This is a genomic window from Paenibacillus sp. FSL R5-0912 (genome assembly GCF_000758605.1).
Taxonomy (GTDB): domain Bacteria; phylum Bacillota; class Bacilli; order Paenibacillales; family Paenibacillaceae; genus Paenibacillus_AQ.
On the sequence record NZ_CP009282.1, the window covers coordinates 910,482 to 924,239 of the forward strand.

Genomic DNA, 13,758 nt, shown 5'->3' on the forward strand with positions numbered 1-13,758 from the left:
ATTGTATCATGAATGAAGCGGGGAATTCAGCGATGAATCTTGATTATAGAGAGCGAATCGATAAGGTCATTGCATACATAGAGGAACACAGCAGTCAGCCGCTTAAGCTCGATACCCTGGCGGAGATCTCCCATTTCTCCAAATTTCATTTCAGCAGAATATTCACAGCTATGGTCGGTGTGACTCCGATGGTATTTGTAAACAGGAAGCGTATACAGCACGCACTGGTGCTGCTGACCGAAACGAATAAGACCATCCTGGAGGTTGCGGGTCAATGTGGTTTCGAATCGGTATCGGTCTTTAATGCCCATTTCAAACGGTATTATGGCTGTACACCGGGCAGTATCAGGAACAGCAGCCGGAGAAACAGCAATTTCGCATCATCCTTTAGCAATATACAGGCAGAATCAGCTTCCCTGGCAGATTACAATAGAGCAAGAAGTAATCCGCTGTTAAGGAGGGCTTGGGATAGTATGGTAGAAATCAGACAGATCCCGGAGATTGAAGTTGCTTATATCAGGCATATTGGAAGTTACCTGGATACGTATAGCGCATGGGACAAGCTAAGCCGCTGGGCAGACCAGCACGGTCTTCATGCAGGGAATCAGCAGTTTATCGGAATATCTTTGGATGACGGGGATCTCGTAGAAGAGTCTGCGTGCCGGTATGATGCCTGCGTTACAGTTCCGGAAGGGTTTGAGCAGGGAGCACACCGGCCGCAGGTAGAATTCAAGACAGTGTCCGGCGGCATGTATGCGGTGTATTCATACTATGATACGGTGGACAAACTGGTCCTCGCGTACGACAGCATGTTCAGCGTGTGGTTACCCCGCAGCGGGTACGAAGCGGACGACAGGCCGTGTCTTGAATTCTGTCTGAATGATCCCATGAAGGATCAGCAAGGCAAGTGTAAGGTTGATTTGTATATCCCCATTAGGCAGCGCGTATAAGTTTCGGAGAATGGAGTGGCGGGAATGAATGTGGACGTTGTGTTTGACCGGTTTCCTGTACTAAGATCAGATGAACTTGTATTGAACAGAATTGAGGAGACTCATCTGGACGGGCTATTTGATATTTACAGCAATGACAAGGTGTTTGAATATTGCGGGATCATTCCGAAGCATAACAAGGCTACAGTCAGCAATATGATAGGACATTTCGAACGGGACTACGCCAAAAGATCAAGGATCAAGTGGGGCATCTTTGCTAGTGGTGAGGAGGGGCGTCTGCTCGGAATTATTGAAGCCTGCGATTTCAATCAGAAGGTGAATATGGTGACGATCGGCTACTTCCTGGCAGAAGCCCATTGGGGACAAGGCATTGCCTCTAAGGCTGTTGAAATCCTGCTGGACTATATCTTCAGAGAGGTTCAGGTGAACAGAATTCAGGCCGAAGTCATGCTGTTGAATGAACCGTCCAAGAAGGTGCTCCTGAAGACAGGGTTCATCAAGGAGGGGGTTCTGCGGCAAGCCGCCTTGTGGTCAGGCAAAGGAATTGTTGATCTGGAGATATACAGTATGCTTAGGGGAGATTATATTCAGGTGTGACCATAAGATAAAAAAGCTCAGGCCCGTTAATAGGCTTGAGCTTTTTGGTGCTGTAAGAACTAATAATCTGTCTGGGGTCCCCGCAAAGTACCTGAGTCAGCTTCGAAGCTGGAGCCTCACTTTGTGGGGAAACTGTTTATGCTTCCATCTTCTGCGCCGTATAGAGCCGGTGGTAGAGGCCGCGGCGGGCGATCAGCTCATCATGCGAGCCGCTTTCCGCAATACCCTTGTTCGAGACATACATGATGCGGTCGCAGTTCTTCACGGTGGACAGCCGGTGCGCGATGATGAACGAGGTACGTCCCTTGAGCAGCTCATTCAGCCCCTTCTGGAGCAGACGCTCGGTCTGCGCATCAATGGAAGAAGTGGCTTCATCCAGAATGAGAATACGCGGGTTGGCCAGCAGGGTTCTGGCGAACGAGATGAGCTGCCGCTGTCCCTGGGACAGCTTGGAGCCGCGCTCATTAACCTCCGTCAGGTAGCCCTGGTCGAATTCACGGATGAAATCATCGGCGCAGACGGCCTTCGCAGCGGTGATGACTTCTTGCTCGGTGGCATCCGGTCTGCCGTAGCGGATATTATCCAGAATCGTTCCCGAGAAGATGAAGCTGTCCTGCAGCATAATGCCCATCTGGCTGCGCAGCGATTTCAGCGTGATCTCGGCAATATCCTGCCCGTCGATCAGGATTCTGCCGCCGGTAAGGTTATAGAAGCGCGAGATCAGATTGACGACCGTAGTTTTGCCTGCACCGGTCGGACCGACCAGGGCGATGCTCTCTCCGGCTGCGACATCGAAGGAGATGTTCTCCAGGATGTTCAGCCCCGGATCGTAGGCGAAGGTTACATCGTCGAAGGTGACCCGGCCCTGAACGGGCGGCAGCTCCTTCGCCCCGGGAATATCGCTGACGGTAACCGGCTCATCCAGCGTTTCGAAGATACGCTCCAGGTAAGCTACCGCATTAATGAAGTTATTGTACAGCTGGGATAGATTGAGAATCGGCTGCCAGAAGCGGGCGGCATAACTGCTCATCGCGAGAATGACACCAAGCGTCATGCTCTGCGGGTTCAGAGTCAGCAGGCCAACCAGGAAAATCATTGCCGTAACCATGGTAGACAAGTTATCGACAGTGAACGGAATAAGCGTATTGTAACGCAGCGCCCGCATCCATTCCGTGCGGAAATTACCGGCTAGGCGAGTAAAGACGCCCTCATTGCGCTGTTCCCGGGAGAACATCTGCGTTACGCCGATCCCGCTGATACTTTCCTGCAGATAGGCGTTCAGATTGGAGCTTTTGTTCGATACCGCCTGCCATGCCCGGCGCTGCCGGGTTTTGATGAGCAGCATGACACCGAGGAATACAGGCAATCCTGCAAGGATGACGAAGGAGAGCCGGACATCAACGGCGAACATGAAGGCAGCGATGAAGATCAGATTCACGATTTCTAGGATAAAGTTAATAATTCCGTTCGACAACACGTCGGACACCGCATTAACGTAGTTTACAACCCGGATCAGGATCTTGCCCTGTGGCCGGTCATCGTAATATTTGAACGGCAAATCCTGCAGATGCTTGAACAGATCGGTACGGATATCGAAGATAATATCCTGCCCGACACTGGTCATTATCCGTGAGCGGATGGTAGCCAGAATTACGCTGACCACAATGGTCGCCAGCATCAGCGCGGACCAGCCAACCAGCGCGCCCATTTCTTTTGCCGGAATGGTTACGTCTACCACATGCTGCATAATCAGCGGGGCGGATAGGGCGATAGCCGCTGACAGTGCGCTAAGCACGAATGCGAGAATCATCGGTTTCTTCTTGCGTCTGATATAGACCATGGCCCGCCGGAAATGCTTAATATTAAACGGCGATTCCAGATTCTCATCGACATCGAATTTATTCCTGGCCACTCTCGGTCACCTGCCTTCCAATGCCCTCGTTCTGCAGCATGAATACATCGTAGTAATACCCCCGCTTGGCCAGCAGCTCGGCGTGGGTGCCTTCCTCAATCAGACGGCCGCCCTCTAAGATCAGGATGCGGTCTGCCTGGGCGGTAGTGGATACCCGCTGTGCAATGATAATCTTCGTGCAGGGATACTCCAGCTCACGCAGACTCCGCTGAATATGCTCCTCCGTCTCCAGATCGACGGCAGACGTCGTATCATCCAGGATTAGGATCGGGCGGTGCACCGCCAGCGCGCGGGCAAGCGCAATACGCTGCTTCTGTCCCCCGGACAAGCCGACACCGCGTTCGCCGACTACCGTATCATAGCCTTCCGGCATTTTGACGATGAAGTCATGGGCTGCTGCGAGGCCGGCATAGGCCTGCGCTTCTTCCTCCGTAAGATCGGGGTCGCCATAGGCGATATTGCCGTCAATCGTATCGGAGAACAGGAGGACGTCCTGCGTAGCCATCCCGATATTCCCGCGCAGTTCATCAAGCTCAAGCTCACGGACATCCCGGCCGTCTACCAGCACGCGGCCTCCGGCCACATCGTAGAACCGGGGGATGAGGTTGATCAGCGATGTCTTGCCTGAGCCTGTCGCGCCCATAATGGCGATCGTTTCACCGGGTTCAATCGTAAAGCTCAGGTCATCAAGCACGGTAGCGCTGTCATATTTGAACCGGACATGCTCGAACTCAATCCGGCCCTCATAGCGGCGGCGCTCTGTGATATTATGCTCGTTCACAATAGCGGGGCGGGCATAATAGATATCGACGATTTTGGATAAGCTGGCAAAAAAGCGCTGGATATCATTGATAATGATCCCGATATTGCGCATAGGGTTGGATACCGCCCAGATTAGCGAGGAGAAGGCTGCGAACTCACCAAAGGTGATCCGGCCGTGCATCAGGAAGTAGCCGCCGGCCAGCATCAGGATGACGTTGAAGGCTTGGGCGAAGGACTCCAGATAAGGAAAGTAATCGAGCCAGACGAGGGCCGCCTTCTTGTTCGCCACAGAGTAGTTGACATTCTTCTCCGTGAATTTGGCAATCTCAAACTCTTCACGGGCGAAAGCCTTGACTACACGGTTGCCTGAAATGTTCTCCTGGGTCGTCGTGTTAAGCTGGGACAGCCGCTCGCGCAGATCAATGTACATGGGACGGACACGTTTGGCGAAGATAAAGGCCACGACAAAAATCGGTGGCGACAAGATCAGCATCCACAGCGTCAGCTGGACATCAATTGTAAGGAAATAAATGACGGCAGCCAGAAAAATCGTCAGCGATTCAATGATCATCTTGAAAATCCACGCCATCGAATGCCGGACCATATCCAGATCGCCTGTCATCTTGGTCATAAGATCACCGGTACGATTGCGGTCATAATATTCCCGGTCCTGCCCCTGAATCTTGTTGTACAAATAAATGCGGATGTTGTACATCATATTCTGGGAGGATATTTCGTACTGCATGGTTGTAAGATAAGCCAGACCTGTGCGCAGCAGGGAAAAGCCGATCATGCCCAGGCAGAGCGCAATGAGCAGTCCCCTTTCTGTAGCAAGATTCTGCCCTGCGTGGTCGCCGGCTATAAACGTATCGACGATACGCTGGCTGAGGTACGGGTTCACTATCGTAAGACTCGAGCCCACTACCGAGAGACAAAGCGCCACGATATACCGTGCCCGGTTGCCCTCGAGGTTTTGCCACAGCCATTTAAGTTCAAACATCTGATCACCTGCTTCTGTTTTCTTATTTTCTTGTGAATAAATCAAAGTGATTATAACACTATGAATCAAAATGTATAGGTTTACAGCTAATTTTCTTGTTACAATCAACCGAACTTCCGCAGGAATAGGTATTATAAAAAAGAGCCGGTCCCTGATCATCATCTGGGTACGGGCTCTTTTAATGTAAATCTATAAGTAAACACTATAGCGGTCTACACAGAACCGGTCTCTGCCACACACGGCAGGCCTATAAATCTAATTCGAAGAAGACGAGGCCGCAGCAGCGGATGTTGCGGCTGCAACCGCAATTGCCGTCTGCTGGGCAATGATGATGTTGGTAATGCTGGTGGATAACGCGGAAGTGATAATGCCGCTTTTCACGTCGTCTATATACGTATAGGACACCAGTGCCGCAGACAGCAGGAGTAGCTCCTGCTTGTTAATCGACCAGTTCCCGAAGCCCTTCCGGGTACGCAGTAACTCATACGTCTCTGAGACATCGCTTACTAGCTCTTTCTGTTCATAGGGGAGCAGCGACAGGATGCCAAGCGAAGGTAGTGTATATTCCTTGTCCATCCGAATGTCCTGTGCACGGAAGGCCTCGCGCAGGCTGAGCACCCGTTCTGCAGATCCGCCATCTTCCTCCCCAAGCAGCATTACCTGTGTCAGCGCCTGAACGCTGTTGCCGGAGAAAAACTCAGGCTTAAGAGCAACATAGAGCTGTTCCAGGCGCTCTACTCCGTGCTCGATTCCGATAGTGGAAATTCCAAGCATGGCAGCGAAGATATAGTCATCCTGTCCAGTCAGGAAAGGATGCTTCGCTCTCATGCCATCGAAGAATGCCTTCGTGCGTTCGATCACCTGGACATATTGCTCGGATGTAGTATGGGCAGCAATCTGATAGGCGGCAATAACGAGATAGTCAGAAGCTCTGAATTTGACATCCTTCATCAGATCATAGACGGCCAGCGTTTCGGCAAGCTGCTGCTCCGGTTTAGCACTAAGAGAGAGCAGGGTAGCAATACTGATGGCGGAAGTCCCGCGGAAGGAAGAGAACATCCGGGTGTTCTCCTTGATCAGCGCATGGTTCGCACGGATCGCTTCAGGATCGGCTGTTTTGTTCTCCACGGTGTAGAGCAATGCGGCCAGGCGGTTCACCTGAGCATTTTGCCAGGGGAATTCTTTCTTGATTCTCTGTGCATTTTCAGCGAACAATTCAAGTCTTGCCAGGTATTGTTCCTTCATCGGGTACACCTCTCATCTATACTTGGACACTTGGGCTAATTCTACTATACAAACCCAAATGATGAAAATGAATCTAATCGCATACTTGCCGCTTAACCTATGAGAGCGTATTCTTGAATTAAGAGAACATGCAGCGCAGTAAACAATTCTTGGAAGAGAGGCATGAGAATGATAAGAGCATCTGAAGATAACGAGTATTACGAGTTGTCGAGTCCGACAATTCTGCCCAAGGCTTCAGGATTTCTATGGAATGAGCGGATGATGATTCATATGAATTGCCGCGGGTATGCGGTAGCCCAGTTCATGCAGCCCGAGCCAGCCAAGTACTCCTATGCGCCGAACCTGGAAGCCAAGACCTTCATGCAGCCGGAGCAGCCCTATTATGCCCACCATCCCGGCCGGTTTGTCTATGTTAAGGATGAGGAAAGCGGTGAGATATTCTCTGCCCCGTATGAGCCCGTCCGCTTGCCCCCTGATCACTATACCTTTGCTGTAGGCAAACATAATATTGTGTGGAAAATAGAGAAGAGTGGTATCGCCATCGAGATGACGCTGAGCCTGCCCAAGGATGAGCCGATGGAGCTGTGGCGGGTGAAGGTAACCAATCTGTCTTCAGCTCCACGGAAAATAAGCATTTATCCCTACTTCACCATCGGCTACATGTCATGGATGAACCAGTCCGGCGAGTATAAGGAGGCTCTGCAAGGGATCGTAGCTACAGCCGTTACGCCATATCAGAAATATCAGGAATATGACAGGATCAAACACCTGAAGGACAAGACCTTCCTGCTGGCTGATCACGCTCCGGCATCCTGGGAGGTGAATCAGGAAGCGTTCGAGGGGGAAGGCGGGATTAGCTCTCCGTCAGCGCTGAGAAGCAGTCTGCTATCCAAAGGGGAAGCCCGCTACGAATCACCGGTTGCCATTCTGCAGTATAGTATCGGACTGGAGCCGGGTGAGGATCGTGAATACCGGTTCATCTTCGGACCCGCCCGGAATGAACAGGAGATTGCTGATATCCGCCAGCGGATGTTCCTGAATGCTGATGCCAACGGCGCAAACGGATTTGAGCTTGCGGAACGTGAATACGCGGAATACATCCGCGAAGGCAGAGGCTGCATTGAGATCACGACTCCGGATGCGGACCTCGATAATCTGGTGAACCACTGGCTGCCCCGGCAGATGTACTATCACGGGCAGACGAACCGCCTGACGACTGACCCACAGACCCGTAATTATCTGCAGGATAATATGGGCATGAGTTATATTAAGCCGCAGACGGCGAGAAGTGCCTTCCTGACTGCTCTAAGCCAGCAGGCGGTAAGCGGAGCTATGCCGGATGGCATTATTTTGCATGAGGCCGCTGAACTGAAATATATTAATCAGGTTCCGCATACGGATCACTGTGTCTGGCTGCCCATTTGCCTCAGTACCTATCTGGATGAGACGGATGATTACAGCATTCTGGAAGAGATTGTCCCGTATGCGGGCGGTGAGGAAGCCGAATCTGTCTTCGAACATATCGATCGGGCGATGCAGTGGCTGATTCATGAGCGGGATGAACGGGGGCTGAACTATATCAACCAGGGTGACTGGTGTGACCCGATGAATATGGTAGGCTACCGGGGCAAGGGAGTATCCGGATGGCTGACGATAGCTACGGCGTATGCCTGCATGATCTGGGCGGATATCTGCGTTCACAGCGGCCGGCTGGAGGCTGGCAAGGCATTCCGCCTTGCGGCCGATGAGACGAATGCGGTCGTCAATCAGTATTTCTGGGATGGTGAGTGGTACGCGCGGGGAATCACCGATGACAATGTCGTGTTCGGAATCAGTGAGGATAAGGAAGGCCGGATCTTCATTAATCCGCAAGGCTGGGCGCTGCTCAGCGGTGCGGCCGATGAAGAGAAGCGGGAGAAGCTGATGAAGTCGGTCACGGAGCAGCTGGAGACACCATATGGGGTAGAAAAGCTGGCACCCTCCTATACCGCCATGCGGGAGGATGTAGGCCGGGTTACGCAGAAGCATCCGGGCACTGCCGAGAACGGGGCAGTCTATAATCATGCCGCAGCGTTCTATATCTATGGCCTGTATGCGGTGGGAGAGCAGGATCAGGCCTACCGTCTGCTGCGCAAAATGCTCCCGGGACCTGACATCGGGGATATCATCAGACGGGGCCAATTGCCTGTCTTCATCCCCAACTATTACCGAGGTGCTTACAAGCAATTCCCGAAGACTGCCGGACGCTCCAGCCATCTGTTTAATACTGGCACCGTTCCATGGGTATACCGCTGCCTGATAGATGGCCTGTTTGGACTCCAGGGCACGCGCGAAGGACTGCAGGTGAAGCCGCAGCTCCCTTCCGATTGGCCGGAGGTTACGGTTAAGCGTAACTTCAGAGGTGCCGGGCTGCATATCAAGATGCAGCGTGAAGCTGGGGTTAAGGGGACAGAAGTCTATCTGGACGGCCAGTTAGCAGAGGCAGGTCTTCTTAAGGATCTGAAACCTGGTACGGAGTATACTGTGCTGGTTAAGCTTCCGCAAGTCACGAACTGATAGCTTATCATAACAACTGAGGGGGCCGGGATCTTTGGAAGATTCCGGCCTTCTTCCATAGGAGGAATATAGTGAATACGAAACTGGCCGCGGGCGGGCTGGATAAGTCCATCGCCGCGCTTGCAGGCGCAAGTAATCATCAGGTGTTAGCGCTCTGGGCTGCCGACTGCGCTGAACGCGTGCTGCCTTATCTGGAGGCAGCATGCCCGGAAGACCAGCGGCCGCGGCAGGCGGTTGAAGCAGGGCGCGCCTGGGTTCGCGGTGAGCTTAAGATGGCCGCAGCCCGCCAAGCTGCGTTTGCCGCTCATTCGGCGGCCCGTGCCGCCGGTCCGGCAGAGGCTTGCGCTGCAGCCCGCGCTGCCGGACATGCTGCGGCAACTGCGCATGTTGCCACCCATGCAGTGCATGCCGCAACCTATGCCGCCAAGGCGGTACATGCCGCAGCGGCTCCTGCCGGAGCCGAACTCGCCGTCACGCAGGAGCGTGAATGGCAATACCGGCATTTGGCCCAGCTTACGAGGACTGATTAGTGATTAAATCGACCGTAATCGGAAATTGTTGTACAAAAGGCAATTTTTCTCCTCTTGCAGGCGGCTTAGCGGTAGAATTCTTGTACTTCATACAACAATTGCGAATTATGGCTATGCCGGCTGAACTAAAGATCCCGATTTAGTCATCCTGATGTCTATGAAAACCAGATCAGGGGGATGAGGGGCGGCGGGTATCCGCGCCTCCTTTTGGAGTATAGAAATCCGGGTATTTAAACCTGGCCGATTATATTATAATTAGTTCAAAAAACAGGATCTTTGTCGCGAAAAGGACAGAGAAGAAGGGCTTTGTATGGGAATTAGTGAAGATCAGCGAATCGCGGCGAGACAGAAGCTTATCCAGGTATTCACCTATCTGCAGGCTCTGCACCAGCTGAAGCAGCCGATAATCAAGCAGATATCCGGGCAGTTATGGTCGCAGTCCCTTGCGGATTTGCCGGTTCATTCTAATGTGACCTGTGATTTCACAGAGGGGATAAGTCCCTCTGAACGTATAGACGAGGAGATGACTGAGGTTCTGCTTCGCGTGAAGCGGCCTGACCGGACAGCCTGTCCGAAGCCGCCCGAGCTGCTGCAGCGCTGGCTGAAGCCGGATTGGGAGAGGATCCATACCCGCCCGGAACGGCTGGAGAGCATGGACAGCTACCGGGAGGCTGCGGATTCCGGGGAATATGAGGCTTATGTCGAACGTTTCGATCAGGACGAAGAGAGAGTGCGGCTCTGGGAGAATTGGATTCTGGAGCATGAGGCCTGGCAGGAGCGGGAGTGGCCTGTCCGCAGAACGATTAAGCTGTTCGAGGATTTGTACATGCTCTATTCTTGGATTGAGCGTGAGCGGGACGCTGTGGAGCTGATGATCGGCGACGGGATTCTGCACTGGGAGCTTACACCGGAGACGATTCACCATCCGGTGCTGTTACAGAGAATCGAGCTCATCTTCGATCCGGAGGGACCCGGATTTACAGTCATAGCCTCCGAAGCCGCCCCCGAATTTCATGGCTCCTTGTTCAGAGATGTGCCCGAAGTCAGTCCGGGGTCAATTAAGAAATGCACCGCGGATTTGCTCGAGGCTGCATGCTCCCCTTTGGATTTCACGGATACGGATGAATATCTGCGCAAAGTATCCGGATACTTGTCTGCCCAGACAGCGTTTATTCCTTATAATAGAACATCTGCACAACCGGCTCAGGACAAGGCAGCAGTGTATATCCGGAGAGAACCGGTTATTTTCCTGCGCAAGCGGTCGGCCGGTTTCGATCATGCCTTCGAAGAGATCATACAGGATCTGAATGACAGAGAGGAACTCCCGCAGGCAATCGCCAGAATAACCGGCATTGATCCGGGGGAGGCTTCGGAAGGAACCCAGGTTTTTTCGTATTCGAATTTGAATGTGAATGGTGAGAATGAAGAGATTCTGTTTACCAAAGAAGCGAACTCAGAGCAGCTGGATATTGCTCTTAAGCTGGGCAGATACGGTTCTGTTCTGGTGCAGGGCCCGCCGGGTACCGGGAAGACGCATACGATTGCCAATCTGCTGGGCCATTTCCTGGCGGAAGGCAAAAGCGTACTGGTCACCAGTCACACCTCAAGGGCACTCGCCGTGCTGCGTGACAAAGTGGCAATGCCGCTTCAGGATCTGTGTGTCAGTGTGCTGGATGATGCCAGCGGACAGAAGCAGCTGGAGAACTCCATCGATAAGATTACTTCCACCTTAAGCTCTATATCCATTGAACAGACGGAAGCGGAAGTAGAGCAGCTGACTGCCGGACGCAAATCCATTCTGGAACAGATCAGAGTCATTGAAGACAGATTGCGGCTCTCCAGAGAGAACGATTACCGGTCTATTGTTATGTTTGGTACTTCCTTCGATCCATCTGCAGCTGCCAAAATGATCTCCGCAGGCCGGGATACGATGGAGCTGGTGCCGGGAAGGATAGCGGCCGGACAGGCTTGTCCGCTTACCCCTGACGAGCTGGAACATTTATATAGAAGCTCTGGGGAAATCAGCGTACTGGATGAAGCGGAATTCCGGTACTTACGCAATCGTATAGAACTGCCTGTCACTCCTGAAATTTTCCATGAGCTTGTGATGGAATATCAGGCACTTGCCGCTGCAGATACCGTCAGACATCTTCCCTACTTCAAGCCCGGTCTGACTGTACATCCCGGGAAGCTGAACGCTGCTCTCCAGCAGCTGCGTGAGGCGTTTGGTGCCGTTACTGAGGAGGACTGGAAGCTGAATCTGGTCTCATCCAAGGAAACGGAGAAGAAGGATTGGACTGATCTGCTGGAGGAAGTGGAGAAGTGGCTTGAGCTGTACCGGGCCGCCAGAACTGCGCGGTACAGATATGGTTTTGAACATTTGGTCGATACGGATCTGCAGCCGCTGCTGCCTGTACTGGAGGAGATGAAGCGGTATCTGGAAGACGGGGGGAAGCTGAGCACGTTCCAGCTGTTGCTTAAGAGGCAGTGGAAGAAGGCCTGCGAGCTTATTGCGCCTCCCGGCAAAGGCATTGAAGAGGTCAACGCTGCCTACCTGGAGGCTCTGCTTACTATCGGTACCTATCAGGCGCAGCGGGCCAAGTCCGTCATCCGCTGGAAGCGTCAGGTTACGGACGGGGGCGGATATGATCTGGCCCGGTTCGGACCGCAGCCCGAAGAGTATATGGATAACATTATTCAGGAGATCCGCAGCCTGCTGGACTGGCGGCAGACAAGCTTTGATCCGCCGCTTCATTCCCTCGAGAGCGAGGGGCTGCTGTGGAATGTTCTGCTGAACGCCAAGCCTATGACGGTAGGCAAACATATGGATTGGGTTCATATGCGGGGGCTGGTAGAGCAAGAGCTTCCTTCTATTATTGGTTCCATTATTAATGCAGAGAAATGGAGAACAGTTAAAGAGCAGATTGCGGAAGCAGGCAGGGCTGCAGATTCGCTGGCAGATTCCCGTTCCGCTATAGCCCGCCGGCTGCAGGAGAGTGTAGCCCGGCTGGATCCGCAGTCCTATGAGCAAGCGTATCAGGCAGTTCGGCGAATATGGGATAAAAGCGCGCTGATCGGCCAAAGGGAAGAATGGCTGGAGCGGCTGCAGCAGAGTGCTCCGGATTGGGCGGAGGCGCTCAGGGACAGAAGCGGGATCCACGGAGAGCACCGGGCCCCCGATGGACTTGAAGCGGGTTGGCTGCTTAAACAATTGGATATGGAGCTTGATCAGCGGGCGGAAATCTCGGCACAACAACTTCAAGAAGAACTGGTGGAGATTCGTAAAAAGTTCAAAGCGGCCACACTTCAATTAGTGGAGAAGAAGGCCTGGCTGGCGCTTGCCCGGAAAACTACGCTGAAGCAGCAGAACGCTCTTCACGGCTGGAAGCTGCTGATGAAGAAAGCCGGCAAGCGTACGGGAAAAGCGGCTCCCCATCTGCTTGCCGAAGCACGGAAGCTGATGCCGGTCTGCCAGACGGCTGTTCCAGTCTGGATTATGCCCACATACAGAGTGGTCGACAGCTTCACTCCATCGGAGAACCGGTTCGATGTGGTTATCGTGGATGAAGCCAGCCAGGCAGATATTATGGCGTTGACAGCACTGTATCTGGGTACACAAATTGTCGTGGTAGGTGATGATGAGCAGGTAAGCCCGGAGGCCGTCGGCCAGCGGCTGGATGAGACCAGAAGACTGATGGATGCCCATTTGGAGGGGATTCCGAATGCTGCACTTTATGACGGCAGCACCTCAATATATGACTTAGCCAAAACCTCATTCGCGGGCATGACGCAGCTTCGGGAGCATTTCCGCTGTGTGGAGCCGATTATCCAGTTCAGCAACCTGCTCTCCTATAATGGTTCCATTCTTCCGCTCCGCGATGCCGGCGGCGTTACCACGAAACCGTATACTGTGGAATACCGGGTCCAGGGCGGGAACCGGAACAGTAAGCGCAATGAGGCAGAAGCAGAGGCCATTGCTTCGCTAATTCTGTCTGCAATCCAGCTGGAAGAATACAAGGATGCTACATTTGGCGTGATTACGCTGCTTGGCGAAGAGCAGGCCATTCTGATTGACCAGTATTTGCAGAAGTATATTCCGGCAACGGAATACAAGCGGCGGAAGATACGCTGCGGCAACTCCGCCCAGTTTCAGGGGGATGAACGCGATATTGTGTTCTTGTCTATGGTGGACGCTTAAGAGGAAGC

At 53.0% G+C, this 13,758-nt stretch carries 8 protein-coding genes; 5 read left to right on the forward strand and 3 right to left on the reverse strand.

All coding sequences use genetic code 11. The annotated features are described in order from the left end of the window. Positions 1–32 precede the first annotated feature (32 nt). Together R50912_RS03895 and R50912_RS03900 are read left to right on the forward strand one after the other, a co-directional pair. On the forward strand, positions 33–950 hold the full coding sequence (locus R50912_RS03895; RefSeq protein WP_042232601.1) for an AraC family transcriptional regulator: 918 nt from the start codon (positions 33–35) through the stop codon (positions 948–950). Between the two features lie 24 nt (positions 951–974). Further along, entirely contained in the window at positions 975–1,547 is a 573-nt protein-coding gene (locus R50912_RS03900) for a GNAT family N-acetyltransferase (RefSeq protein ID WP_042232602.1), read from the forward strand. 136 nt (positions 1,548–1,683) lie between these two features. On the opposite strand, the gene R50912_RS03905 is transcribed toward R50912_RS03900, so the two are convergent. From R50912_RS03905 to R50912_RS03915, 3 genes are all read right to left on the reverse strand, one after another. Further along, positions 1,684–3,459 carry an ABC transporter ATP-binding protein gene (locus tag R50912_RS03905; protein ID WP_042232604.1) on the reverse strand — a complete coding sequence of 592 codons (1,776 nt, stop codon included), beginning with the start codon at positions 3,457–3,459 and terminating at the stop codon, positions 1,684–1,686. After that, the gene (locus tag R50912_RS03910) at positions 3,446–5,221 is read right to left on the reverse strand and encodes an ABC transporter ATP-binding protein (protein ID WP_042232606.1); all 1,776 of its coding nucleotides are present in this window, start codon (positions 5,219–5,221) and stop codon (positions 3,446–3,448) included. Before R50912_RS03910 ends, R50912_RS03905 begins: the two co-directional genes overlap by 14 nt. 255 nt (positions 5,222–5,476) lie before the next feature. Continuing rightward, positions 5,477–6,466, reverse strand: coding sequence for a DUF4003 family protein (locus tag R50912_RS03915; RefSeq protein WP_042232608.1), 990 nt, complete (start codon positions 6,464–6,466; stop codon positions 5,477–5,479). A gap of 168 nt (positions 6,467–6,634) precedes the next feature. Here R50912_RS03915 and R50912_RS03920 point away from each other — a divergent pair, with 168 nt between their 5' ends. The 3 genes from R50912_RS03920 (at position 6,635) to R50912_RS33050 (ending at position 13,750) form a co-directional block, all read left to right on the forward strand. Beyond that, positions 6,635–9,022, forward strand: coding sequence for a GH36-type glycosyl hydrolase domain-containing protein (locus tag R50912_RS03920; RefSeq protein ID WP_042232610.1), 2,388 nt, complete (start codon positions 6,635–6,637; stop codon positions 9,020–9,022). 71 nt (positions 9,023–9,093) lie between these two features. Continuing rightward, positions 9,094–9,552, forward strand: coding sequence for a putative immunity protein (locus R50912_RS03925; protein ID WP_231637766.1), 459 nt, complete (start codon positions 9,094–9,096; stop codon positions 9,550–9,552). 310 nt (positions 9,553–9,862) lie between these two features. Then, a complete protein-coding gene (locus tag R50912_RS33050; RefSeq protein ID WP_052415969.1) occupies positions 9,863–13,750 on the forward strand; it encodes an AAA domain-containing protein in 3,888 nt (1,295 codons plus the stop codon). The last annotated feature ends 8 nt before the right edge of the window (positions 13,751–13,758 follow it).